The sequence below is a fragment of the Thalassospira tepidiphila MCCC 1A03514 genome (assembly GCF_001662875.1).
Taxonomy (GTDB): domain Bacteria; phylum Pseudomonadota; class Alphaproteobacteria; order Rhodospirillales; family Thalassospiraceae; genus Thalassospira; species Thalassospira tepidiphila.
On record NZ_JPVZ01000011.1, the window covers coordinates 94,771 to 119,463 of the forward strand.

The following is a 24,693-nucleotide window of genomic DNA, read 5'->3' on the forward strand; positions in this document are numbered from 1 at the left end:
AAAACCATTCAAAACCCGCACAAACACTGCGGGTTTTTCTATTTCCAACATCTGAATATCGCGGAAATCCGAGCATAAACACCCCGCTTAACCAACTGTTTTTGTCGGGATATTTATATCAGAAAGGCATCAGCCAAAAGTTTTTCTCAAATGAGAACGATTTTCACTTGCGTCGGTGTTTTTTCTTACCTATAACGGGTCTCGACACAGCCCGCGAATGAAACCCATTCGCACTTGTCCCCAAGCGGCTTGTCTCTCAGACCTATGGGTCCTCTCTCCCCATAGGCCTCTCAAGGTGGAAAAGCGGTGGTTATCGATGCGGGAAACGATAGCCGCCGCTTTCTCTTTTCGGGCAAAGTTCCGCGACAACACCAAGACGCAAAAACAAAAACACCCGGACGATTGATCCGGGTGATGTGTTTATTGACCGGTGCCCTATTGGATCAGACGGTTTTGGAAAGCTTGTCGCCCGCTGTCTGAAGCACGTTTTTATAGAGATCATAGTTCTTACGTGCGTCGTCCTTGGGGGCGACGATACACAGTGTCGCCGAACAGATACCGCTTTGATTATAAACCGGTGCGGCAAAGCAATGGGTGAAGGTATCCACAATGCTGTCGAACGAGAAAAAGCGTTCGTCATGCGCACGGCGGATTTCGGCGATATAGGCATCAATATCCATTTGACGCCCGTCGGGCAGGATAAAGTCCTCAGCCGGGATCAGATCGCGGATTTCCTGATCACTCAGGTGCCCCAGCAAAAGCCGGCCAGACGCCGTCCACGGAATGGCAGTCCGTTCCCCAACATCAGCAGAAATGCGAAACGGGCGGCTGCCTTCGCGTTGCAGGGCGACGGTGTATTTGTTGCCATCAAGCATACAAAACTGGGAAGTTTCCTTGGTGCTTGCGGTGATTTCATCAAGCACGCCGGCCGCCTGCCGAGTCAGATCGAAATAATCACGATAAGCAAGACCCAGGAAATAAACCCGCCGACCCAGAAAGACCGAGCCATTGGCATCGGTGACTTCGAGCATGCCATGATCGATCAGCGTGCCAATCAGATCGTAAACCGTCGAGGTTGGCGCGCCCAAAGCCTGGGCGATTTCGGCAGGACGCTGAGAGGTTCTGACATCGCGCAGATGGTCCAGAATATCGAACGCACGATCAATGCCGCGCGCGCGCTTTCGTATCTGCTGTTCCGTCATAAACCCCTCATTTAACGTCTTAGCGCAATAATTGCAGACTGTTATGCCTTACGAAAGGCGATGCAGTCGACCTCTACTTTGCAGTCAACAACCATCGAGGACTGCACGCAGGCACGTGCCGGGGGATTTTCGCTGAAATATTCCTCGAACACGCCATTGAACGACCAGAAATCACGCGCGTCATCAAGCCAGACACCAATACGCATGATGTCAGCCGCAGTGTAACCGGCATCTTCAACGATTTTGAGCATATTCTCAATCGCGATCCGGGACTGTTCGACAATGCCGTTACCGACAACTTCACCATCACGCATCGGGGTCTGACCGGACACATAAAGCCAGCCATCGGCTTCGGTGGCCTTGGCGAATGGCAATGCCTTCTGACCGTTGCCCTTACCTTCGCCCACACCGTGTCTTTTAATGCTCATAAAAAATATCTCCTGGTTCTTAAAATTCAGAATTTGCAAGGAAACCCTGCAAACGTTCAGTTTTCGGCGCACCGAAAATTTGTTCGGGGGCGCCTTCTTCGTGGATACGCCCCTGATGCATGAACACGACCTTGCTTGAAACATCGCGCGCAAACCGCATCTCGTGCGTCACCAGCAACATGGTCATGCCCTCATTCGCCAGATCACGAACAACTGCCAGCACCTCGGCCACCAGTTCCGGATCAAGTGCGGAAGTCACTTCGTCAAACAGCATGATTTGCGGGTTCATCGCGATGGCACGCGCGATAGCTACGCGCTGTTGCTGGCCACCGGAAAGCTGGCCGGGATAGTGATCACGACGCTGGCCCATACCGACGCGCTCAAGCCATTTTTCGGCAATCGCCCGTGCTTCGTCCTTGGGCATTTTCTTGGTCTTGATCAAACCAAGCATGACGTTGCGAATAGCCGTCATATGCGGGAAAAGATTGAACTGCTGAAAAGCCATGCCGGTCATGGCACGTTGACGGGCAATTTCACGTTCCGACAGCCGGCGACGCTGTCCGCCCTCCTGTTTATAGCCGATAGACTGACCTGCCAGTTCAATTGAGCCCTGCTCAAAATCTTCCAGAAGGTTCACACAGCGCAGAAGCGTGGTCTTGCCCGAACCGGACGATCCGATCAGCGAAACCACATCGCCCTGCTGCATGGTCAGGTCGATGCCCTTAAGCACTTCGACCTTGCCAAAGCTTTTATGAAGGCCGGAAATAGTCAAAATTGGGGACATGATTGCCTCTTTATGGGATCGAAATGCGGCGTTCGACGGCACGACCAGCCTGCTCGATCACGAAGTTCAAAAGGAAATAGACAAAGCCCGCAAAGAGATAGAACTCAAGGCTGAGATAGGTGCGCGAGATGACCTGCTGTGTCGCAAGCAGAAGCTCCACCACGCCAATGATCGAAAGTAGCGTCGATGCCTTGACGATCTCGGTCGCGGTATTGACCCAGGTTGGCAGGATCTGGCGCAAAGCCTGGGGCAGCAGCACATAAACAAAGGTTTGCCCAAATGTAAGACCGACCGATTTGGCAGCTTCGGTCTGGCCTTGCGGAATAGCGGACAAAGCCCCGCGGACGATTTCACCAACATGGGATGAACAAAACAGCGTCAGTGCCAAAACACCGGCCTGAAACGCCGTCAGGTCAAGACCGACAACCGAAAGGATGTAGAAGCAGGCCAAAATCAGAACAAAGACCGGCGTTCCGCGCAGAAAGTCGATATACAGCCGGACAACAAAGCGAAGCCACTTCGCGCCATATGTCATCGCCAAACCAACGAACACACCAAGGACTGATCCCAGTATAACCGAGGCAACCGAAATCAGGATTGTGTCACCCAGTCCCGAAAGCAGGCTTAGCCGCGCGTTCCACAATTCTGTCAGGAAAAGAGAGAAATTCATCTGATACCCCTTTAGCGTGGAACTGCAAGGCGCAGTTCAAGACGGCGCAGCAGAGCCGCAATCACATAACAGGCAACCACATAGATCATTGACGCGACCATCCATGTTTCAATCACACGGAAGCTCTCGACATTGATCTTGCGCGCATAAAAGGTCAGCTCCGGCACCGCAATGGCGGCGGCAAGGGAAGTGTCCTTGAACAGCGAAATGAAGTTGTTTGAAAGTGACGGCAGGACATTTCGAAACATCACCGGAATGATGATGTTGGTCTTGATCTTGAATTCCGTCAGACCAATCGCAAGGCCAGCTTCGCGCAGTCCCTTGGGCAACGCAACCAGACCGGACCGGAATACTTCGGCCAAATAGGCCCCGGCATAGATCGAAAGCGTAAAGACAAAGGACGATATTTTGTCCAACGCGATACCCAGTTGCGGAAGCGCGAAATAGCAAAACAGAATAAGAACAAGGATCGGGGTATTGCGGATCGCGGAGACATAAGCCACCGCGATCCAGCGCAAGGTTCTGTGGCGCGAAAGCATCCCGAACGCCGCCAGAAGGCCGATCCCGCATCCAATCGCAATCGAGACGATGGCCAGAAACAGACCCAGCCCAAGCCCCTCTGCGAGGAGATCCCAGTTACGCCAGATGACGTCAAAGTTGAAATCGTAATTCAAAGCGGAATTCCCGAATGCTTGCGTTGATTACTTGTACTCGACAGGGAAGCCGATTTTCGGCGTTTCGAGCTCTTCACCAAACCAGGTTTTGAAGCTTTCAGCGTAGAACGGGAATTCAACACCGGTCATGCCTTCATGCAGGACGGTATTGACGAAGTTCAACCAACGCTGATCGCCCGGCTTTACACCGCACGAATAGCTTTGCGGATTCCAGGCATAGCCAGCATCCGTATAACGATCCGGGTTCTGAACCATGAACCAGCGAAGCGCAGACTGATCGGTTGCGGCGGCTTCAGCACGACCGGAATTAAGCGCCTGATACATCAGATCAACGCTGTCATACTGATCAACTTCGGCTTCCGGCAGGGCAGCGTGTACCATTTCTTCGGCATAGACGTTCTGCAGAACAGCGACGGTGACATCATCACCACCTTCTTTCAGCGCGTCATAATCGGCGTAGTCGCCGTTTGCCATCAGCAACAGACCAACACCTTCGCGATAGTAGGGAATGGTGAATTCGATCTGCTGGGCACGCTCGGCCGTGACCGTCATGAACTGGCAGGCCATATCGACCTTGTCGGTGACGAGGTTCGGAATACGTGCGTCGCCCGACTGCTGGACATACTCGATCTTGTCCGGGTCGCCAAACAGGGCCTTGGCCACAAGGCGGCCCATATCAACGTCAAAACCTTTGAGCTTGTTGTCTGAATCAACAAAGTGCCACGGCGGGTTGGTCGATCCGGTTCCAAGGACCAGATAGCCGCGATCAAGGACCTGCTGAAGTTTGCTTGTTTCCTGAGCGGATGCAGTGCCGAGTGCCGAAGCCGCCGTGGCGGTCATGACAGTTGCGACCGCCAGAGTTTTAAGAAATGCCATTTTTGTCTCCAGTTTCAAATGAGCCACACATTCTTGGATCGTTTTTTGTTTTTCCGTTATAACGGAACATATCCCGTTACTTCGGATTTACCCTAGCAGCGGCGTTCAAGATATGTCAATTTCGTTTTGCAAAAAGCTGAGAGCGCCAACCTCAAACCAATCAGGAACCAGCATGCTCGACACCCCCTGCCTTGTGATTGACCTCCCCGTCGTTGACGAAAACATTGCGCGTTTCCAAAATCTTGCCGATACGGCGGGTCTGAAGACACGCCCGCATATCAAGACGCACAAACTGCCGTTTTTTGCCAAACGACAGATTGAGGCCGGGGCAATCGGCATCACCTGCCAGAAGATTGGCGAGGCCGAGGTTATGGTTGAGGGCGGACTCCGCGACATATTGCTGACCTACAACGTCATCGGGGATGCCAAACTTGATCGACTGGCGGCACTGGCGCGCAAATGCACGCTGTCGGTCACCTGTGACAATCTGACCGTCGCAAAGGGTTTATCGGCGCGCTTTGCGGATGAAGAAAACGAGTTGACCGTGCTTGTGGAATGCGACACCGGTGCAGGACGGTGTGGCGTGCAAAGCCCGACTGATGCTGCCGAATTGGCATCAAGGATCAATGAGTTGCCCGGACTTCGATTTGGCGGCCTGATGACCTATCCGCCAATGGATCATGCAGAAAACGTCGACAAATGGCTGAGTGATGCCAAACAACGTCTCGAGGACGCAGGGCTCCCCTGCCCGGTTGTTTCGACCGGCGGCACGCCAAATCTGGACGCCCTGCCCGCATTCAATCACGCAACTGAACACCGCGCCGGGACCTACATTTACAATGACCGCTCCCTGATTGCGCGCGGTGCATGTGGCGTTGAAAACTGTGCCGCAGTTGTTAAGACCACCGTAGTTTCCCGCCCGACGAAAACCCGCGCCATCATCGATGCCGGATCAAAGGCGCTGAGTTCCGACCTGCTGGGCCTGGAGGGCTTTGGGATGGTTCGAGAGGCACCGGATGCGTCAATTGTCGGCCTGTCCGAAGAACACGGCATCATTGAACTTGGTGATAGCGATTGGGATCCGGCAGTTGGTGACGTGATTTCGATTATCCCCAATCACATCTGCGTCGTGACCAACCTGTTTCCAACCGTCTGGATCAAGGATCAGAACGGCGAAATGATGGAAATGCCGGTCGCCGCACGCGGCATGCTGCGCTAATCCGCATCAGGGAGTTTTGTGATGTCTGTTGATGTCATTTGCATTGGCGAGGCCATGGGCGAGATTTCGTTCGACCCGACAGGAAACGCCAGCGTCAAGGTTGGCGGTGATACGTTTAATACTGCGGTCTATCTTGGTCGCCTTGGGATCAAGTGCGCCTTTGCCTCTGCGGTCGGCGAAGACCCGTTTGGTGAGCAGATCCGGTCTGTGCTGAAAGACAACCACGTCAGTGATGCGTTCCTGATCAGCACGGATCAGGCAAATACCGGACTTTATTCCATCACCAACCGGGCGGACGGCGAACGATTTTTCCACTACTGGCGCAATCAGTCGGCCGCACGCCAAACGATTTCGCTGGCAAGCCCGGCCTACCTAAAGGCGCTTGAAGATGCGCCGTGGCTGTATCTTTCCGGGATCAGCTTGCACGTGCTGGAAGACGACACCACGCTTCTGTTCCAGACACTTCAGGCACACAAAGACCAGGGTGGCAAGATCGCCTTTGATGGCAATTTCCGGCCCAAGCTTTGGTCTGGCAAGGAAGAACAGGCGCGCGAGACATACGCCCGCATCACCGCCCTTGCCGATGTTATGATGCCGACATTCGATGACGAACAGCTTCTTTGGGGTGATAAAACGGCGCAAGACACCGTAAGCCGGATTGCCAAGCTGAGCCCTGCCCTGATTGTCGTCAAACAGGGGGAGCAAGGTTGCCTGCTTTATGAAGGTGGGGAAACTCATCATATTCCGATCCCGGAACCGGTCACCCCGATTGATACGACGGCCGCCGGTGACAGCTTTAACGCAGGCTTCATGGCAGGCTTGCTCAAGGGACAGGACGGCGTGACAGCAACACTTGCCGGACACAAGCTTGCCAGCAAGGTCATCACCCATCGCGGAGCAATCATTCCAGCCGAGGTGATGACAGACCTTTAAGTGCCGGACTAAACCACTATCACAGCACAAAGCCCGGCATTACGCCGGGCTTTGTTCATTATGGCCGATGTTCACCCTGTTCTATGCCTTGCGCAAGGCGATCAACAATCTCAGCGAATTAATTGTCACCAGAACCGTCGCCCCGGTGTCGGCCAGTACGGCAAGCCAGAGGCCAGTTAGCCCGGTGATGGATGTCACCAGAAAGACCGCCTTAAGCCCCAATGCAATCGTGATGTTTTCACGGATCACCCGGCGTGCCGCACGCGACAGCTTCACCAGATTAACCACATCACCCAGCCGGTCCTTGACCGCCACCGCATCGGCGGCCTCAAGGGCGATATCCGTGCCCCCGCCAATCGCGATACCAACGTCGGCGGATTTCAGTGCCGGGGCATCGTTGACGCCGTCACCGACCATCGCCACCGGACCTGACCGTTTCGGATCATCCCGCAATTCTGCCAAGGCATTCAATTTGTCTTCGGGCATCAGTTCGGCGCGATACTCCATGCCAAGCTCTGCGGCCATGCGTTTGGCGACCCGATCCGCATCGCCTGTTAACATCACAGGCGTGATGTTAAGCCTGTTAAGTTCGCCAAGCGCGTTCTTCGCGTCACTGCGCGCCACATCGCGCAGGGCCAGGGCACCGATCACCTGCCCGTCTTTCAGGATCACGACGGCAGTACTGCCTTCATCCTCTTGCGCGGTCAGCCAATCGCCCATCTCGCCATCCGGCATACCGTTCAGACGTTTGGCCGCACCCACCTGATACAGCGCCCCGTCAATGCGTCCTTGGACACCGGCACCTGCGATGGTTCTGGCCTGTTCAACCACAGGCAGATCAAGATTGCGGTTTTCAGCAGCCGTGACGACAGCACGCGCAAGCGGGTGCGATGTGACGGCCTCAAGGGCTGCGGCAATCGTCAGAATACCATTCTCGCCATAGCCATCGGCTGTTTTGATTGCGCTTAGTTTCGGCTTGCCTTCGGTCAGCGTGCCGGTCTTGTCAAACGCCATGGTGCGCACAGCGCCGATCAGCTCCAGCGCAGCCCCACCCTTGACCAGAAGACCGATCCTGGTCGCGCGTGCCAGCGCCGAGGTGACCGCCGCCGGGGTGGAGATCACCAGCGCACAAGGGCAGCCAATCAGAAGCAGGGCCAGACCGCGATAAATCCATTCTTCCCATGCCTGCCCAAACAACAGCGGCGGGATCACGACCGTGGCGAGTGCGAGGCCCATGATGATCGGGGTATAGATGCGGGCAAACTTGGCAACAAAGCGTTCGACAGGTGCCTTGTGCTTTTCGCTTTGCTCGACCAGCTCAATCACGCGGTCCAGCATGGTTTGGCCCGCCGCACGGGTCACACGAATGCGGACCGGACTGTCGGTAACAATCGCACCGGCAAAAACATCTGTGCCGGCGTCGCTATAGACCGGGACCGACTCACCCGTCAGGTGGCTATTGTCAATCTCGGCCACACCACTTTCGATCACGCCATCGGATGGAACTCGTTCGCCCGGGCGGACTTCGATGATGTCGTCAATAACCAGATCACGCGGCGTCACGGTCTCAAAACCCACACCGGCAACACGCCGTGCCTGTTCCGGGGCAAGCTTCATCAGCGCCTTTACCCCGCTTCTGGCCCGTCCGGCAGCCACACCTTCAAGTCGCTCGCCAATCGCAAACAGCAAGACCACCATCCCGGCCTCAAGGCTTTCACCAATCGCGACCGCCCCGATGACGGCAACCGACATCAGAAGCTCGATCGAAAAGATCGCACCGCTTTGCGCCAACCGCGCCGCCTTTTTCATCACGGGCAGCGCTGCCAACAGCGATGCCACCGACATGGCATAAGGCAACGTCACCGGCAAGATCGCACCAATCAGCCCGCCGAGTGCAAGGCAAATGGCGGCAAAGGCGATTTCATCATTTTCCGAGGACCATGGCGCGAAACGACGCAGAAGGCTCTGTTTGGATGCATTTTGCGCGTCATCTGCGGAATTCGATGCCCCGTCATTGGCGGTACTCGAGCCGCAACTGTTGCCAGCACAGCAAGACGATCCGCTTGCCTTTGCAGCCCCCGGGGCGTTCTTTTCCTGCGCCGGATATCCGAGCTTATTTAGGGTTTTGGTGATGTCTGAACGGGTTTCATCGTGGGCAGCATCAATGCCAAGCGTCACGGTTTCGCGCATCATCGATACATCGATGCATGAAACCCCCTCAAACTTGCCAAGGGCGGTTTCGATCTTGGCAACACATGACCCACAATCCATGCCAGTGACATGCCATTGGTAATGAACAATGTCCGTTTCATGGTTCTTGAGGATTTCCTGAAAGATGGAGGCATCATCTCCTTCGAGTGGCATCGGGGTAGAAATGCCTTGACCGTCATCGGAAAAACTTTGATGTGGTATTGCCTTAGCAAGAGCATTGACTAACGCTTCCCGGCATTGAGCACAGGAACCTACCGTCGGCATATCCGCCCATTTCGCGATGAAAGACATCCACAATCCCAAACAATCAAATTTCTATTCATATGTTAAGGTAAACGTATTTTGCAGGGTTGTCTCTGTCAAGAACATTCAAACAGGAATTTGAATGTTCTTGTTTCCAAACATCATATATTGAGGTCGTCAGGCATAGTCGTGGCGTGCCATCCATGCCTTCAGGTCTTCGGATATTGCGGCCTGTATATCACGATCACTCTCAGAGCGCCCGATATGCGCGGCATCACTCTTGACAAGCTGCGAATTGAATTCATTGGAAACATTGAGAAATTCGGCAAGCGTTTCCAGAGTTTTTTCTGGTTGCTCCACCAAATCCTCCATCCGCACCGTCAAGGTCAAATGCTCAGGCAAAGCCTCCATCAGCTTTTCAGCTGCCAGCAAGTTGGAACAGATATACTGCTCAGCTAATTTGACATCATTTGGGAACCAGACTTGCTTTACATAGGAGCTGATCGTATCGGCCGGTGACCGGATCATGTTGACAAACCGCATTTCCGGGAACAGTTCGGCAAGGAAATCTACCGCCAGAGAGTTCGATGGCGTATCATCGACCCAGCGCAGTTGCGATATAGTGCCGTAAAGATCGCACAGGAAGCCCCGTGCAATATCCAACAATTCTGCTCGCTCAAACTGCTTCGTCACAAAAAACGGTTTCAGTAGTCCATCTGTATCAACAATCCCGTTCTGATCGATATGCACAGCCAGTTTTTTGACGAGCTCGTTCACGCACTTGTCATAGTTGTTAATCCCAAAGCCCTGCGCTATCGCATGGACGGACCCACTTGCCTGAGGATTTTGTCGTTGCACATACTCAAACGCCTGATGAAATGATGCACCATGCTCGTTCATACGGTTTTGCACCTGCTGGTTTAACGCTACGTCGCGAAAAGCCAGATTACGAAGCTTTTGGGCCCGCGCGTAAAAATGCAGGATTGCGAAATGACGCCTCATCAAATCGGGTATGCCAGACAGGTCACGTATAAGATCGCGCAATCCCGCACGTTCGACAATGAGCTTGTTCTCGTGGACAGGCAGATTAAATGCGGGATGCGACCCGACTAAATCCCCCATGAGCGAGGTACCACTTCTACCGCTACCACCAACGAAAACAGGCAACGTCAATTGACTTTGGCTCATAATTTTCCTGCATGCTTGTTTTGAGGTGGCGCGAGACAAGAGTCATAGCATCCTCAATCATGTGTGACATGGGCAAAGGTATCGCGTACTACCCGCGAAATATGATCATCATCAATCTGATAAAGGATATGTCGCCCTCTACGCTCGGACGCGAGAATACGTTGGTCGCGCAAATGTCGCAAATGATGACTGCAAAGCGATTGCGACATATTCGTTGCCGCAGCCAACTCCGAAACAGTCTGGGGCTTTTCCATGCAGCGCAGGACAAGCTGAAGCCGCCCGGCATCCCCCAATAGGGAAAAGATTTTCGCTGCCGCCTCGACATCAGGCAAAGCCAAATCCGCGCCAACGGCCCGCGATGCGTCGCGTGTGACGGCCTCGCCCTGTTCCGTGCTCAGACCAAGTCGGGCAGCTGCATCACATTCCTGGCAATCATCAGGATCAGTTGCGGGAACGGGCGTGCGGGGTTTGGTTTTGCTTTCTGACATGGGGACTATTTTCCACGCCTGCCCGCACAAGGCAAGCGACACATAAAAATTCGCCTAAATCGCCGTCGCTCTCGGCAGGCCAGAAACAAACCGGATTGACTCATTTCGATAAATTATTCATGTTTTACATGAATTTTATAACTTGATTCCGAATTCCCCTATTCAGGAGCCCCACAGATGTCCTCCACCCAACACACTGATACGCTTAAGAATGTGCGCACCATCAGCACTCTTCTTTACTGGGTCTGTGCGATTGCCATCATTTTTCAGATCCTGGTCGTGCCACTGGTCTGGTATGCGCCGGGCTGGGTCGAAGCCAGCACCAGTCAAATGACCGTCAGCCTTGCCGATCTGCACGCGCTCTCGGGTTGGCAGAAATACGTCACCATGGCGGTGATGATGATCCCGTCACTTGTTTTGGCCTATGGCCTGTATCGCTTGCGCAAGATGTTTGGTGCCTTCGCACACAATGCCATTTTCCAGCCTGAACCCATCAGGCATCTCAAGGCATTTGGTATTGCCCTTCTGGCGCAAACCCTGATCAAACCGCTGACCGGTGCTGCCACCTCGGTCCTTGCGACCTTTCATCGTCCGGCGGGTGAACGGGTTCTGTCGATCGGGCTGAGCAATGCCGAGGCCAGCACGTTGTTTCTGGGCGGGCTGATCATTGTCATTGCCTGGGTACTGGGCGAAGCCGCCCGCATTGATGACGAAAACCGGAGCTTCGTCTGATGGCCATTATCGTTCGGCTGGACGTCATGCTGGCCACGCGCAAGATGAAATCCAAGGATCTCGCCGCCCGGATCGGGATCAGCGAACAGAACCTGTCGCTTTTGAAGTCCGGCAAAGTGCGAGGCGTGCGGTTTGAAACGCTATCGGCCATTTGCAAGGAGCTTGATTGTCAACCCGGCGACCTTTTGGAATTTCAACCCGATTAGTGACCGGCCAATGCAAGCGAGCAGAGCACGAGAACCATGGCATTTCGCCCGCTTTTACGACTTCATCCGATCCCCGGACGGGTCGCAGAACGGGTGTAGAGACGCCTGAGCACCAACCACTGTTCCAGCGACATCAATGCTGTAACTTGATGCCAGAATGTCGCCGGACGTCTCACCCGCGCATCCGATATAGCCCATCCCGACAGCAGCACCAAGATGATGGCCATAGGCCCCCGATGTCAGATGACCGACGATCTTGCCATCGCGCAGGATCGGTTCGTTATGGAACAAGAGTGGTTCCGGATCATTCAGGCGGAATTGCACTATCCGACGCGTCAAACCACTTTCACGCTTGGCAAGCACGGCATCCCGGCCAAAGAAATCCGACTTGTCGGTTTTAACAGCAAAACCAAGCCCGGCCTCAAGCACATGATCCTCACAGGTGATGTCATGACCAAAGTGACGAAAGCCCTTTTCGATCCGGCACCCATCCATCATATGCAAGCCACATAATTTCAGGCCATGGCCTTCGCCAGCCGCTAGCAGCGTTTCAAACACATGGGCAGCCATGTCGGTACTGACATAGATTTCCCAGCCCAGTTCCCCGACATAGGAAACACGATGGGCACGCGCGATCCCCATGCCGATTTCGATTTCCTGTGCCGTGCCAAACGGATTGGCCGCGTTTGAGAAATCGTTGGGCGATACGGAAGCCAACAGATCACGCGACTTCGGCCCCATAACGGCCAGAACCGCCTCACCCGCCGTGACATCAGTGATGACAACCATATGATCGTCAACATGGCGACGCATCCATGTCTCATCGGCCAGCCGCGTTGCCGCCGGTGTCACCACCAGATAAGCAAGCTCCGAAAGGCGTGTAATGGTTACGTCCGCCTCGATCCCGCCCCGCGCATTGAGGAACTGGGTATAGACGATCTTGCCAACCGGCACGTCCATCTCCCCACCGCTGACATGGTTCAGGAAGGCCGTCGCATCCGGGCCTTCAACCCGGATTTTGCCAAAGGACGACATGTCATAAAGGCCCACACCGGTTCGGATTGCCAGATGCTCTGCCTTGGCATTGTCAAACCAGTTGGGGCGTTTCCAGCTATATTCATATTCCGGTTTCTGACCGTCATTGGCGAACCAGTTTGCACGCTCCCAGCCTGCGAGCTCACCGAACACGGCGCCGTTCCTCGCCAGATGTTCATGCAGGGGCGAGCGACGAATGCCGCGTGATGTTGCTTTTTGCCGGAACGGATAATGATCGGCATACAGCAAGCCCAATGTTTCTGAAACACGTTCCGTCAGATAGGTCTTGTTGCCCTGAAATGGCTGCATGCGTGCGATATCGACATCGCCAAGATCGAACGGCTTTTCGCCGTCTTCCATCCATTGCGCCAACGCCATCCCGGCCCCACCGGCCGATTGAATACCGATGGAATTGAACCCGGCCGCGACCCAAACATTATCCATACCAGGCGCCAGACCAAGGTGATAGGCGTCATCGGGCGTAAAGCTTTCCGGGCCATTGAAAAAGGTATGAATACCGGTTTGGCCCAAAAGTGGCAGGCGATTGATCGCCATTTCAAGGATCGGTTCGAAATGCTCGAAATCGGGTGGCAGCTCATCAAACTCGAAGCTGTCGGGAATGCCCTCCATGCCCCATGGCTTGGCCTTGGGCTCGAACATTCCCAATAGGATCTTACCGGCATCTTCCTTGTAATAGGCGCACTCATCAGGCACGCGCAGAACCGGCAAATCACCCAGCTGTGGCACACTATCGGTGACGATATAATAATGCTCACAAGCATGTAACGGCACATTCACACCGGCCATCTTGCCAACATCGCGCGCCCACATGCCCGCACAGTTGACCACCATATCGCAGGCAATTTCGCCTTGATCACCATCCTCGGATTGCCAGGAAACGGCTGTAATACGCGATCCCTGTTTGCGCATACCGGTGACTTTGGTGCGGCTATGGATTTTCGCACCACGTTTGGTTGCACCGCGCGCCAGCGAAAGCGCGATATTCCCCGGATCACCCTGCCCATCCTTGGGCAAATACACGCCTGCTGTCACGCCATCCAGATTGACATGCGGATAGCGTTCCCCGATCTCGGCAGGTGAGATTTCTTCGATCTCCACCCCGAAGGCACGTGCCATCGCGGATTGGCGGAACAATTCTTCCTTCCGATCCTCCGTCAGGGCGACGGTGATGGCACCAACGCGCTTGAAACCTGTGGCGACCCCGGTTTCATCTTCAAGCGTGCCGTATAGTTCCTGGGAGTACTTGGCAAGACGGGTCATGTTGGCGGTTGCGCGCAACTGGGCAATCAGACCCGCCGCATGCCATGTCGTGCCGGATGTCAGTTCCTTGCGTTCGAGCAAGACAACATCTTTCCAGCCCAATTTGGTCAGATGATAGGCGACCGAACAGCCAATCACGCCACCGCCGATAATGACTACACGGGCCTTGTCCTGAATGTTTGCCAACGCCATAGCCCCTTATTCGAAATGCACTGAACTTCCCGGGACGGTCTCCTGATATGGTGGCATACCTGCTTACAACAACTGGATGCTCATATTGTTGTGCTGACGCTAGACAACAAGCTTGACGGCGACAAGGGGAGATGGAGCCAAAAGGTACTTTGGCTCCATAAAATCATACGATCTGGCACCACGAAATCGTTTACCACTCAGGGCTTAAAGGTCACCATGAATGATCTATTGCCTGCCCATAGAACGTAGATCATATAGTCCCATCAGACATCCGGTTTCCCAATGACTTACGAATTAACCATTCTGGTTCTCAACGCGCTGCTCTGCCTGGCTTTCCCATGGGCCTATAATTATGCCTACGCCAAGCAGCCCGGTGTTGGGGGCAAACGCCTCATGGGCAACCGCGACGCCCTGCCCGAACGGACCGGCATGGCCGCACGCGGGGTACGCGCCCATCAGAACCATCTCGAAAACCTTGTTCCCTTTGCGATTATCGTACTGACTGCACATGTCATCGGTGTGTCCAATAGTGTGACCGTTGCCTGTGCGACCATTTTTCTCGCGGCGCGCATTGCACATGGCGGGCTTTATCTTGCGGGCATCACGCGCGTTCCGGGGATCAATGGCGTGCGCTCGCTTGCCTATTTCGTCAGCCTGTTTTCGATGCTGGTTTACGCGTCCCAACTGTTTTTGGCCTAGGTCTAAGCGATGATTTACATCCTTGATTGATCGTGTGCTTGCCGGGCACTGCGAGTTTTGCCTTAATGAACGCCAATAATGCCGCGCACAAAGCAGCGGCAACAGGGAATGGTTCAGGAAAGGACGTTTTACATGACGCAGAAAGTCGCACTGGTCACCGGGGCCGCACGCGGGATCGGACTTGCTACCACCAAACTATTTATCGATCAGGGCTGGAAAGTCGCCATGATTGATCGCGACGGACCAGAACTAAGCGCTGCGTCAAAAACCGTTTCGGATGTCGCTTCTGCCTTTGAATATGACGTCTCCGACCCCGCACAGGTTGACCAGATGGTCGATGCCGTGCTTTCGGCCTTTGGTCGCTTAGATGCTGTCGTCAACAATGCCGGTGTTGCCGACTTCCTGCCGGTCGAGGAAACAAGCTTCGCGACCTGGCGCCGCATCATGGAAACCAACCTTGATGGTGTCTTTCTTGTCTCACAGGCGACCATAGCAGCACTCAAGGAAACCAGAGGCGCGATTGTCAATATCGGCTCGATCTCCGGCCTTCGCGCATCAACGCTTCGTGTCGCCTATGGCACATCAAAAGCTGCGGTCATTCACATGACCAAACAACAGGCCGCCGAACTGGGGGAATATGGCATCCGCGCCAATTGCGTCTGCCCCGGCCCGGTCAAAACCAAACTCGCCATGGCCGTGCATTCGCCAGAAATTATCTCGGCCTATCTCGACGCGATGCCCCTGGGCCGCTATGGCACAGAAAACGAAATTGCCGAAGTCATCCATTTCCTGTGCTCCGACAAGGCAAGCTTTGTTACCGGCCAGATCGTTGCCGCCGATGGCGGGTTCGAAACAACCGGCGTTGGCCTACCCGCCCTTCGCAGAGAGTAAAGGTAATGATCCCATGCGCCCGCTTCGCCTGATCATCGCATTGACCGCCATATTGGCCCTGTCGTCATGCCTGACATTTAACTGGCAGCGCAGCGTGCAGCAGGCTTTGTCAAATGCGTGTAACTCCTCAGGCGATTGCGGGTCGGAGGGGCCGGGCTCGAACTAGCTCAAATGCAAAACGGCGCGCCCAGTGGACGCGCCGTTTGTTGGTTCCGGTATCGGAAAACCTATTCCCATTCAATCGTTCCGGGTGGCTTCGAGGTGAAGTCATAGGTCACACGGTTAATGCCGTTGACTTCATTTATGATCCGGTTGGCGATACGGCCAAGCAGTTCCGGCGGGAACGGGAAGAAGTCGGCGGTCATGCCGTCGGTTGAGGTCACGGCACGCAAGGCGCATGCATAATCGTAAGTACGACCATCGCCCATGACGCCAACGGTACGAACCGGTAGCAGCACAGCGAATGCCTGCCAAATGGCATCATACAAACCGGCATTGCGGATTTCTTCGAGATAGATCGCGTCCGCCTTGCGCAGCACATCAAGCTTTTCACGCGTGATCGGCTGACCCGGGATACGGATGGCAAGGCCCGGTCCGGGAAACGGGTGACGGCCAACAAAGCTGTCAGGCAGGCCCAGTTCGCGGCCCAAATCACGGACTTCGTCCTTGAACAGTTCACGAAGCGGTTCGACCAGCTTCATGTTCATGCGTTCCGGAAGACCGCCAACGTTGTGGTGCGACTTGATGGTGACCGACGGACCGCCGGTAAAAGACACACTTTCGATCACGTCGGGATAAAGCGTTCCCTGTGCCAGGAAGTCTGCACCACCGATTTTCTTGGCTTCTTGTTCGAACACTTCGATGAACAGACGGCCAATGGTTTTGCGTTTTACTTCCGGGTCGGTTTCGCCTTCGATGGCACCGATGAAGGTGTCGGACGCATCAACATGCACAAGCGGAATGTTGTAGTGATCGCGGAACAGGGTGACGACCTGATCGGCCTCGCCCGAACGCATGAAGCCGTGATCTACAAACACGCAGGTCAGCTGATCGCCAATCGCTTCGTGGATCAGAACCGCGGTGACGGAACTGTCAACACCACCCGACAGACCACAGATGACCTTGCCATCGCCGACCTGTTTGCGGATCTTGTCGATCGCATCGTCTTTATAGGCATTCATGGTCCAGTCGCCAGAGCACCCGGCAACACCATGGGTGAAGTTCTTGAGAAGCTGCGCACCATGCGGAGTGTGCACCACTTCCGGGTGGAACTGCACGGCATAGAATTTCTTGTCGTCATTGGCGATGGCGGCAAACGGCGCGCCTTCGGATTTACCAACAACGCGGAAACCATCGGGCAGCGCATCAACGCGGTCGCCGTGGCTCATCCAGACCTGTTCGCGGGCACCCTCGGCCCAGACACCTTTGAAAAGATCGCAATCTTCAATCACGTCGACAAAGGCACGACCGAATTCACGATGATCAGAGGTCGCCACCTTGCCGCCCAACTGATTGACCATGGTCTGCTGACCATAGCAAATGCCCAGAACCGGCACGCCGAGCTCAAACACCTTTGCCGGTGCCGAGGGGGCCTTGTCCCAATGGACAGACGCCGGGCCACCCGAAAGGATCACGGCCTTGGGAGCATATTCATCCAGGAACGCGTCCGAGATGTTGTTAAAAGGATGGATCTCGCTATAGACACCGCTTTCGCGCACGCGACGTGCAATAAGCTGGGTGACCTGGGATCCGAAATCAATAATCAGCACGCGATCAGTCATCGGGCCGTATCTCCGTCGAAGATTGGGTTGCGCCGTACATACGCCAAACCATCGTGATGGGCAACCCGGCGCAGATGGTTCCCAAACGATGCATTCAAAAAACTTGTCTTGTTGTTACGGGTGTCGCGGTGCAATTGCGGCGGATTTGCGCGCAGAGCACCCCGAAAACCCCACAATTGGTCCCTTTTTTCCGCGCAATGGGCGCGCAGTATCTGAGCTAACGGAGCGCGGGAAACACCGCGTCCAAGCACGAGCATCAAACGATTGATCAACGCAAGGGACACATCATCATGAGCACTTCCACCGGTAGCAAAATCGCTATGGCCGTCGCGGGCCTTATTCTGATTGCCGGCACGGCGACCGCCATCGCCATGACCCAGAAAGACGGTGGCACCAGCCTGCCGATCATTGGCACCGAGGAAACCGCACCTGCGCAAAACGGCAAAGACCTGATCCCTGATAGCGCCGAAGAAATCGTTCCGGGCATGAAAAACCTTGAGAACGGCGACGCGTCCAAAGGAAGCGACGGTAGCGCAACTGGCACCGGCACCATCTTTGACGAGCCGGTACAGACCACCGAGTAACGCATAAGCGCGTTGACGGTTAAACAAAATCGGCCCTGCGAGCATCACTCGCAGGGCCTTTTGATTTGCAGGCAGAACAAGGGCGGTGTGAGGCTGGGACTGGGTTCCATATGCCATTACCGCCAGTGTCATTACTTTACCTTGCCTTTTGCGGTGCGTTCGAACACCGCTACAAAGAAACCATCCGTGCCATGCACATTCGGCGACAAACGCAGCCACGGCTTGTCCTTGCCACCCGGTACTGGCACTGATTTTGGCGCATCCGGCCAGATTTCATTAACCGGCACCGGTTTGAAATCCTTGCGATCGCGCATGAAGGTTTCGATCAGACGTTCGTTTTCCTCGGGCATGATTGAGCAGGTCGCATAAATCAGGCGCCCACCCTTGGTGACCTTGGCGGCACCGGCCTTAAGGATTTTGCTTTGTTCAGCCATCAGGCCGCGCAGGTCACGCTGCCCAATCCGCCAGCGCAGTGCCGGGTTACGACGCAGCGTCCCAAGGCCCGAGCACGGCACATCAAGCAACACCCGATCAAAGAAGCCCGACTTGTTACGCAGCCAGCTGTCACGTTCATCGGCAATGATGCGTTGTTGGATGCAATCGCCTGCCCCGGCACGACGTGCACGTTTGCGCGCATTGTCCAAACGACCGCCATGGGTGTCACAGGCAAGAATACGGCCCTTGCCGCGCATATCCGCAGCAAGACCAAGCGTCTTGCCGCCACCGCCTGCACACATATCCAAAATCGTCATGCCCGGCTTGGCGTCGACCAGATGCACGCAAATCTGCGATGCTTCATCCTGGATTTCGATCAGGCCGTCTTTATAGGCCGCCGTGACCAGCATGTTCAAACCAAGCGGCAAACGAAGGCCATTCGGGGCATAGGGGGTGCGTTCGATATCCTTGATACCATCCGCCTTCAGCGACTTGATTGCATCTTCTACAGTGCCGCGCAGGCGGTTCACACGCAGATCAAGTTTGGCAGGCTGGTTATACGCCGCCATTTCGGCCGCAAGGTTTTCGTGATGCAGCTTCATCAGTTCGGTATAAAGCCATTTCGGCAATTCGGCCTTTACCGCACCGGGCTGCGCATCATGATCAAGTGTTTTGCCCGAAAGCTTGTTGATCAGATGCTTTTCATTGGGACGCAAAATATCCGGGCAGAATTGTTCGCCACAGAAACGGTCTTCGATGTCGCTGGTTGTCAAACCGTCATGCAACACCAGATCGGCGATCATGCGTGCACGACCGTCCTGGAACTGATAATCGCATTCCGCCAGCCACCAGCCCAGACGGGCCTGATGACGGATCAGGTTATAGAAACGTTCGCTGATTTCACGACGATCCCCGCCGCCAATATACCGGCGTGATCCGAAATAGCCTGACACAACGCGGTCGGCGTCATCTCGGTTATGGGTCCAGCCATCGTAAAGTTCGATAACGGCTGCTATGCGGGCACCGGGTTTCAAAGCGTAAAATCCAACCTGTTTGCGAGTGAAAGACTGCTTCGCATATGGGAAGCAAACAATCACTCTACGATAAAAAAGCTGATGACGGCAGGAAGGCCTGCCGTCATCGAAATTTGAATGCGCCTCATATCATGGCAAGGACCATTCGCCAACAGCGTCAAACGCAAGGCTGGTCAGCCAATCAGCAGGCGCAAGTCCATCAGCCGCCCGGACGATAGTTCGGTGCTTCGCGGGTGATGGTCACATCGTGCGCGTGGCTTTCACGCAGGCCCGCATTGGTGATGCGAACAAATTCTGCACGTTCGCGGAAGTCCGCAAGCGTTGCCGAACCGGTATAGCCCATGGATGCCTTAAGGCCGCCGACCAGCTGATGGATGATCTGACCAGCCGGGCCTTTGTAAGGAACGCGGCCTTCGATGCCTTCGGGAACCAGTTTGAGGTTATCCTGAACATCCTGCTGGAAATAACGGTCGGCCGAGCCGCGTGCCATCGCACCGACAGAGCCCATCCCGCGATAGGATTTGTAAGAACGGCCCTGATACAGGATGACTTCACCCGGGGCTTCGTCAGTACCGGCCAGAAGCGATCCAACCATGCAGGTGCTGGCACCGGCTGCCATCGCCTTGGCAATGTCGCCAGAAAACTTGATGCCGCCATCAGCGATGATCGGAATATCAAGCTTGTGCGCCATTTCACCACATTCAAGAACAGCGGTCAGCTGCGGCACGCCAACACCGGCAACGATACGGGTTGTACAGATCGAGCCCGGGCCGATACCGACCTTGACCGCATCTGCACCGGCCTCTGCCAGCGCCTTGACGGCGTCTGCGGTGGCGACGTTACCGGCAATAATCTGGGTATCGCCAACCTGGGCCTTGATCTGTTCGACCGCCTTGATCACGCCGGCCGAATGGCCGTGTGCGGTATCAATGACCAGAACGTCAACACCTGCCTCAATCAGGGCTGCGGCACGTTCAAAGCCGGCCTCGCCCACGCCAGTTGCCGCGGCAACGCGCAGGCGACCGCTTTCATCCTTGCAGGCGTTCGGGTGGAGTTTGGCTTTTTCGATGTCCTTGACCGTGATCAGGCCGGTGCAACGATAGGCTTCATCCACCACAAGCAGCTTTTCGATGCGGTGCTGGTGAAGGAGTTTCTTGGCTTCGGTGGTATCGACATTCTCGGTCACCGTGACCAGACCCTCGTGGGTCATCAGTTCGGAAACCGGCTGCGAACGGTTGGACGCAAAACGAACATCGCGGTTGGTCAGAATGCCGACCAGCTTGTTCGAACCACGTTCGACAACCGGAATACCGGAAATGTGGTTGGCATCCATCAGGTCCAGCGCATCGGCAAGCGTTTGATCAGGATGAATGGTGATCGGGTTGACGACCATACCCGATTCGAACTTTTTCACGCGGCGAACTTCTTCGGCCTGCTGTGCGATATCGAGGTTCTTGTGAATGACCCCCATGCCGCCATGCTGTGCCATGACAATCGCCATTGCACTTTCGGTAACGGTATCCATTGCCGAGGAAAGCAGCGGGATTCTGAGTTCAATATTCTTGGTAATGCGGGTGTTGGTCTGCACCTGAGCAGGCAGCACTTCTGATGCTGCGGGTTTGATCAATACGTCGTCAAACGTCAGGGCTTCGGCAATGCGGGTCATCTGGCCACCTCGTTAATCTGAGTTGGCGCGGAATTTATACACGTTATGCCCCAAATGCCAAGTTTTGTGCGCCCATAACAGCCCTGTGATTTTATTGATGCTTTATTTTGCGCATTCCGTTAGAAACTGGTCGATGGGGCTGCCGTCAGGCGAGCCCCTTTTTCATTTCCGCAAATGCGAGCCCTAGGAACGCAGACCTAAAGGCTAAAGACAAACTGGTCGTAATCCATGCCAGCGTCATTCAGCAGGTCAGTGACCATCTTGATCCCGCGCGCCATGCCTTCCTTGCGGTTGGCCTCCTTGGCCTCTTCTTCACACAGCGCCTTATAAAGCGGGATGACCTTTTCGACCGCATCACGACGCGGCACCCGCCGGTTGGAATGATATCCGATGATCTTGCCATCCGGACCGAAGCTTGGCGTGACATTGGCCAAGACCCAGTAATGGTCGCCATTGGCACTGCGATTGATCACATAGGCGAAAATCTCGCGCCCGGCCTCAATGGTTTGCCACAGCAGGGCAAAGACCGACCTTGGCATATCGGGATGGCGGATGATGCTGTGTGGCTGACCAAGGATATCGCGTTCACGGTATCCGGCAACACGCAGGAACGTGTCATTGGCATATGTAATCCTGCCCTTGAGATCGGTCTTTGAGACGATGATCTCATGCTCGTCAAAATGACGTTCCACCCCTGTCAGGCTAAGATTGTCCTGTTTCATCAGATAAACCCCACAAGCAATGGCCACCCCACATGGCCCGTTCCACCCGGAATGCAAGATTAACTTCTTGCCACCTTGATCATTAACGCCTTGGACGCGATCAGGGTTTGATGTAACGCAACAATGCCTGAAGAATTATAACTATTCCAGTCTATCCCATTGTGGATATTGGAATAATTTATTGATGCCTATTCGATCGGCGACCAGTTGTCGTCTTCGCGGATTTCGGCATTCCTGATGTCGTCCTCGGCGTTATTCTGGCCGCGGAAACCGGTCGCGATCAGATAGGCCTCGGGACTTTCGGGGCGGGATGCTGGTGGTTTGGCGTGTTTGGTCACGCGGAAGTTCTTTTTGACACGGTCAAGAAGCTCGTTCTCGGTACCGCCCTTGAACACCTTGGCAATGAAAATACCGCCCGGTGCCAGAACTTCCTCGGCAAACAGCAACGCATGTTCGACCAGATCAATAATACGAATGTGGTCGGTCTGACGGTGGCCGGTGGTTTCCGGTGACATATCGGAAATTACGGCATCAACCGCGCCCTGCAATTCGTGCTTGATCATGTCCGGCGCCTTGGGATCAAGGAAGTCGGCCTGCAAACAGGTCGCCCCCGAAATGCCTTCCCATTCAAGGATATCAAGGCCGACAACCTGGCCCTTGCCATGTTTGGAGCCGACCATCTCCACCGCCACCTGCGTCCAGCCGCCAGGGGCCGCACCAAGGTCAACAATGCGCATGCCCGGTTGCAGCAGATCAAACTGGTTGTTGATTTCAATCAGCTTGAAGGCCGCACGCGAACGATAGCCAAGACGCTTGGCTTCTTGCACATACGGGTCATTGAGTTGGCGATCAAGCCAGCGGGTCGAGGAAATCTTGCGCCCCTTGGCACTTTTTACACGCGTACGCAGGCCACGGCGTGCGCCGGTGTCGATGGCTGCAATGGCCGAACCCTTGCGGCGGCGCTGCCCGCCTTTTCCGCTGCGATTGTCGCTCATGATTTATCCTGAACTGAATTCTGTTTTGGCCAGACCTGCCGGGACATGGATGTCAACCGATCAGGAGGAAGCCGGAATATGCGACACTGTATGACGGCGTGCGTCGCATGGGTCAATAGCGTGGCCATCTGCGCGCATCAAATCGACCAGAATGCCTTCGCGAAGTCCACGGTCGGCGACCTTAAGCGTCGCTAACGGCCAGATATCACGAATCGCTGCAAAGATCGCCGCCCCGGCATCCATCAATTCGGCGCGCTGATTGCCAATGCACGGATGGCCCTTGCGTTTGTCCGATCCCATACGCAGCAAAAGCTCGGTCACACGTTCCGCATCATCAAACCGCAGATCAGACCCATCGACCTTGTGACGTTCATACCGTTCAAGACCAAGGGCAATGCCACAGAATGTGGTGACGGTCCCCGAGGTGCCAACCATCTGGACCTTGTCATCATCGAGCATGTCCGAGCAGCAATTACGCTTGGCAAATTCTTCAAGACGCTGGCGGATTTCGGTGCGCATGGCTTCAAACCGTTCGCGGCGTTCCTCGACCGTGGCATAACGTTCGGTCAGGCACAGAACACCGCATGGCATGGACAGGGTTTCAATGCACTGGGTCTTGCCGGTCTTGTCGACCTTGATCCAGCAGATCTCCGTACTGCCACCGCCAATATCAAACACCACCGCATAGGGCCGTTCATCGAGAAGGGCCGAGCAGGCCTGAAGCGCCAGACGGCTTTCCTCATCCGGATTGATGATATCAAGCGAGATACCGGTTTCATCGAAAACGCGACGAACAAATTCATCACGGTTATTGGCAGTGCGGCAGGCCTCGGTTGCAACGGCACGAAGCTTTGCGCCCGGATGGCGGCGCAGTTTTTTGGCGCAGACCCGAAGCGCATCAATCGCCCGGTCCATCGCCGCCTCACACAGATAGCCCTTTTCACGCACACCTTCGCCAAGGCGCACGACACGTGAAAAGGCATCAATCACCTTGAAGCCATCATTGCACGGGCGCGCGACCAGAAGCCGGCAGTTTGAACTGCCCAAATCAATCGCCGCATAAAGCGGGGCTGTAATGCAATCAACGATGCGCGATGACTTTGTGCCACCGTCGGGGACTTGAACGGCGGTTCCCGGTTGCGGCATGCCCGGTTTATCGGGGCCATCAAGCACGGCATGCCCGCCCATCGCAGCGCCGCCTGCCGGGCTGCTGCCCCTGTGCGAGTTGCTATGGGGGGATTGGTGCTTCACCGTTCGAAAACCTGCCTTCTGTTACACGCATAATTTCTATATCGCTGATCATCATGATATTTATGTGACGATCTCGCGAATCAACTATATGAGTGTAACGACAATCCCCGGCAAGGCAAATCCCGTATGCGGTAATCGCATGGTTGACCAGATGGAAACAAAAAAGGGGTTGCCAAAACCGGGCGGGTTTTATACATAGCGGCCCACACCGCGCCGCACGTCGCGCACGGTGTACCAAGTTTTGTTGGGGAATAGGTTAACGGTAGACCTACG

General features: G+C 55.0%; 23 protein-coding genes. 7 read left to right on the forward strand and 16 right to left on the reverse strand.

What is annotated here, in order from left to right; all coding sequences use genetic code 11:
* Positions 1–443: 443 nt before the first annotated feature.
* Genes TH4_RS18400 through TH4_RS18425 form a run of 6 tightly spaced genes read right to left on the reverse strand, consistent with a single transcriptional unit; the run spans position 444 to position 4,634 of the window.
* Entirely contained in the window at positions 444–1,202 is a 759-nt protein-coding gene (locus tag TH4_RS18400; protein WP_064782278.1) for an IclR family transcriptional regulator, read from the reverse strand.
* A 41-nt stretch (positions 1,203–1,243) separates the two neighbouring features.
* A complete protein-coding gene (locus TH4_RS18405; protein WP_064782279.1) occupies positions 1,244–1,630 on the reverse strand; it encodes a RidA family protein in 387 nt (128 codons plus the stop codon).
* Positions 1,631–1,649: 19 nt separating this feature from the next.
* Positions 1,650–2,414 carry an amino acid ABC transporter ATP-binding protein gene (locus TH4_RS18410; protein WP_064782280.1) on the reverse strand — a complete coding sequence of 255 codons (765 nt, stop codon included), beginning with the start codon at positions 2,412–2,414 and terminating at the stop codon, positions 1,650–1,652.
* Positions 2,415–2,424: 10 nt separating this feature from the next.
* Positions 2,425–3,084 carry an amino acid ABC transporter permease gene (locus TH4_RS18415; RefSeq protein ID WP_064782281.1) on the reverse strand — a complete coding sequence of 220 codons (660 nt, stop codon included), beginning with the start codon at positions 3,082–3,084 and terminating at the stop codon, positions 2,425–2,427.
* 11 nt (positions 3,085–3,095) lie between these two features.
* Positions 3,096–3,758 (reverse strand): amino acid ABC transporter permease, encoded by a 663-nt coding sequence (locus TH4_RS18420; RefSeq protein WP_064782282.1) that lies wholly within the window; start codon positions 3,756–3,758, stop codon positions 3,096–3,098.
* Between the two features lie 27 nt (positions 3,759–3,785).
* Entirely contained in the window at positions 3,786–4,634 is an 849-nt protein-coding gene (locus TH4_RS18425) for a transporter substrate-binding protein (RefSeq protein ID WP_064782283.1), read from the reverse strand.
* Between the two features lie 172 nt (positions 4,635–4,806).
* On the opposite strand from TH4_RS18425, the gene TH4_RS18430 reads away from it, so the two are divergent.
* Both TH4_RS18430 and TH4_RS18435 read left to right on the forward strand, forming a co-directional pair.
* Positions 4,807–5,853, forward strand: coding sequence for a D-TA family PLP-dependent enzyme (locus TH4_RS18430; RefSeq protein WP_064782284.1), 1,047 nt, complete (start codon positions 4,807–4,809; stop codon positions 5,851–5,853).
* 21 nt (positions 5,854–5,874) lie between these two features.
* Positions 5,875–6,786 (forward strand): sugar kinase, encoded by a 912-nt coding sequence (locus TH4_RS18435; protein ID WP_064782285.1) that lies wholly within the window; start codon positions 5,875–5,877, stop codon positions 6,784–6,786.
* A gap of 81 nt (positions 6,787–6,867) precedes the next feature.
* Here the strand turns inward: TH4_RS18435 and TH4_RS18440 are convergent, their stop codons facing one another.
* The 3 genes from TH4_RS18440 to TH4_RS18450 form a co-directional block, all read right to left on the reverse strand.
* Positions 6,868–9,150 (reverse strand): heavy metal translocating P-type ATPase, encoded by a 2,283-nt coding sequence (locus TH4_RS18440; protein WP_245228001.1) that lies wholly within the window; start codon positions 9,148–9,150, stop codon positions 6,868–6,870.
* A gap of 267 nt (positions 9,151–9,417) precedes the next feature.
* The gene (locus TH4_RS18445; RefSeq protein WP_157097799.1) at positions 9,418–10,467 is read right to left on the reverse strand and encodes a sulfotransferase family protein; all 1,050 of its coding nucleotides are present in this window, start codon (positions 10,465–10,467) and stop codon (positions 9,418–9,420) included.
* 14 nt (positions 10,468–10,481) lie between these two features.
* A complete protein-coding gene (locus TH4_RS18450) occupies positions 10,482–10,916 on the reverse strand; it encodes an ArsR/SmtB family transcription factor (RefSeq protein WP_064782288.1) in 435 nt (144 codons plus the stop codon).
* A gap of 177 nt (positions 10,917–11,093) precedes the next feature.
* On the opposite strand from TH4_RS18450, the gene TH4_RS18455 reads away from it, so the two are divergent.
* Together TH4_RS18455 and TH4_RS18460 are read left to right on the forward strand one after the other, a co-directional pair.
* Positions 11,094–11,648, forward strand: coding sequence for a DUF2975 domain-containing protein (locus TH4_RS18455; RefSeq protein WP_064782289.1), 555 nt, complete (start codon positions 11,094–11,096; stop codon positions 11,646–11,648).
* On the forward strand, positions 11,648–11,854 hold the full coding sequence (locus tag TH4_RS18460; protein WP_008892160.1) for a helix-turn-helix domain-containing protein: 207 nt from the start codon (positions 11,648–11,650) through the stop codon (positions 11,852–11,854). Before TH4_RS18455 ends, TH4_RS18460 begins: the two co-directional genes overlap by 1 nt.
* A gap of 54 nt (positions 11,855–11,908) precedes the next feature.
* Here TH4_RS18460 and TH4_RS18465 read toward each other — a convergent pair whose 3' ends face one another.
* On the reverse strand, positions 11,909–14,362 hold the full coding sequence (locus tag TH4_RS18465; RefSeq protein ID WP_197145376.1) for a GcvT family protein: 2,454 nt from the start codon (positions 14,360–14,362) through the stop codon (positions 11,909–11,911).
* Positions 14,363–14,644: 282 nt separating this feature from the next.
* On the opposite strand from TH4_RS18465, the gene TH4_RS18470 reads away from it, so the two are divergent.
* Complete coding sequence (locus TH4_RS18470; RefSeq protein ID WP_064782290.1) at positions 14,645–15,061, forward strand: MAPEG family protein; 417 nt, start codon at positions 14,645–14,647, stop codon at positions 15,059–15,061.
* Positions 15,062–15,193: 132 nt separating this feature from the next.
* Positions 15,194–15,952: an SDR family NAD(P)-dependent oxidoreductase gene (locus tag TH4_RS18475; RefSeq protein ID WP_064782307.1), complete on the forward strand. Its 759-nt coding sequence runs from the start codon at positions 15,194–15,196 to the stop codon at positions 15,950–15,952.
* A gap of 227 nt (positions 15,953–16,179) precedes the next feature.
* Here TH4_RS18475 and guaA read toward each other — a convergent pair whose 3' ends face one another.
* Positions 16,180–17,733 (reverse strand): glutamine-hydrolyzing GMP synthase, encoded by a 1,554-nt coding sequence (guaA, locus tag TH4_RS18480; protein ID WP_008892165.1) that lies wholly within the window; start codon positions 17,731–17,733, stop codon positions 16,180–16,182.
* A gap of 290 nt (positions 17,734–18,023) precedes the next feature.
* On the opposite strand from guaA, the gene TH4_RS18485 reads away from it, so the two are divergent.
* On the forward strand, positions 18,024–18,317 hold the full coding sequence (locus TH4_RS18485; RefSeq protein ID WP_008892166.1) for a hypothetical protein: 294 nt from the start codon (positions 18,024–18,026) through the stop codon (positions 18,315–18,317).
* 131 nt (positions 18,318–18,448) lie between these two features.
* Here TH4_RS18485 and TH4_RS18490 read toward each other — a convergent pair whose 3' ends face one another.
* From TH4_RS18490 to TH4_RS18510, 5 genes are all read right to left on the reverse strand, one after another.
* A complete protein-coding gene (locus TH4_RS18490) occupies positions 18,449–19,786 on the reverse strand; it encodes an RsmB/NOP family class I SAM-dependent RNA methyltransferase (RefSeq protein WP_008892167.1) in 1,338 nt (445 codons plus the stop codon).
* 199 nt (positions 19,787–19,985) lie between these two features.
* Entirely contained in the window at positions 19,986–21,452 is a 1,467-nt protein-coding gene (gene guaB / locus TH4_RS18495; protein ID WP_064782292.1) for an IMP dehydrogenase, read from the reverse strand.
* Positions 21,453–21,649: 197 nt separating this feature from the next.
* Positions 21,650–22,174, reverse strand: coding sequence for a PAS domain-containing protein (locus TH4_RS18500; protein ID WP_040824713.1), 525 nt, complete (start codon positions 22,172–22,174; stop codon positions 21,650–21,652).
* A gap of 188 nt (positions 22,175–22,362) precedes the next feature.
* On the reverse strand, positions 22,363–23,169 hold the full coding sequence (locus tag TH4_RS18505; RefSeq protein WP_083997188.1) for an RlmE family RNA methyltransferase: 807 nt from the start codon (positions 23,167–23,169) through the stop codon (positions 22,363–22,365).
* 60 nt (positions 23,170–23,229) lie between these two features.
* Positions 23,230–24,420 carry a Ppx/GppA phosphatase family protein gene (locus TH4_RS18510; protein ID WP_245228002.1) on the reverse strand — a complete coding sequence of 397 codons (1,191 nt, stop codon included), beginning with the start codon at positions 24,418–24,420 and terminating at the stop codon, positions 23,230–23,232.
* Positions 24,421–24,693 lie beyond the last annotated feature (273 nt).

Coding starts and splice junctions, on each gene's coding strand:
- TH4_RS18470 (WP_064782290.1), top strand. CDS start 14,645: ATGACTTACGAATTAACCATTCTGGTTCTCAACGCGCTGCTCTGCCTG.
- TH4_RS18475 (WP_064782307.1), top strand. CDS start 15,194: ATGACGCAGAAAGTCGCACTGGTCACCGGGGCCGCACGCGGGATCGGA.
- TH4_RS18455 (WP_064782289.1), top strand. CDS start 11,094: ATGTCCTCCACCCAACACACTGATACGCTTAAGAATGTGCGCACCATC.
- TH4_RS18430 (WP_064782284.1), top strand. CDS start 4,807: ATGCTCGACACCCCCTGCCTTGTGATTGACCTCCCCGTCGTTGACGAA.
- TH4_RS18400 (WP_064782278.1), bottom strand. CDS start 1,202: ATGACGGAACAGCAGATACGAAAGCGCGCGCGCGGCATTGATCGTGCG.
- TH4_RS18435 (WP_064782285.1), top strand. CDS start 5,875: ATGTCTGTTGATGTCATTTGCATTGGCGAGGCCATGGGCGAGATTTCG.
- guaB (WP_064782292.1), bottom strand. CDS start 21,452: ATGACCCGCATTGCCGAAGCCCTGACGTTTGACGACGTATTGATCAAA.
- TH4_RS18500 (WP_040824713.1), bottom strand. CDS start 22,174: ATGAAACAGGACAATCTTAGCCTGACAGGGGTGGAACGTCATTTTGAC.
- guaA (WP_008892165.1), bottom strand. CDS start 17,733: ATGACTGATCGCGTGCTGATTATTGATTTCGGATCCCAGGTCACCCAG.
- TH4_RS18465 (WP_197145376.1), bottom strand. CDS start 14,362: ATGGCGTTGGCAAACATTCAGGACAAGGCCCGTGTAGTCATTATCGGC.
- TH4_RS18425 (WP_064782283.1), bottom strand. CDS start 4,634: ATGGCATTTCTTAAAACTCTGGCGGTCGCAACTGTCATGACCGCCACG.
- TH4_RS18505 (WP_083997188.1), bottom strand. CDS start 23,169: ATGAGCGACAATCGCAGCGGAAAAGGCGGGCAGCGCCGCCGCAAGGGT.
- TH4_RS18485 (WP_008892166.1), top strand. CDS start 18,024: ATGAGCACTTCCACCGGTAGCAAAATCGCTATGGCCGTCGCGGGCCTT.
- TH4_RS18410 (WP_064782280.1), bottom strand. CDS start 2,414: ATGTCCCCAATTTTGACTATTTCCGGCCTTCATAAAAGCTTTGGCAAG.
- TH4_RS18415 (WP_064782281.1), bottom strand. CDS start 3,084: ATGAATTTCTCTCTTTTCCTGACAGAATTGTGGAACGCGCGGCTAAGC.
- TH4_RS18440 (WP_245228001.1), bottom strand. CDS start 9,150: ATGCCACTCGAAGGAGATGATGCCTCCATCTTTCAGGAAATCCTCAAG.
- TH4_RS18405 (WP_064782279.1), bottom strand. CDS start 1,630: ATGAGCATTAAAAGACACGGTGTGGGCGAAGGTAAGGGCAACGGTCAG.
- TH4_RS18450 (WP_064782288.1), bottom strand. CDS start 10,916: ATGTCAGAAAGCAAAACCAAACCCCGCACGCCCGTTCCCGCAACTGAT.
- TH4_RS18460 (WP_008892160.1), top strand. CDS start 11,648: ATGGCCATTATCGTTCGGCTGGACGTCATGCTGGCCACGCGCAAGATG.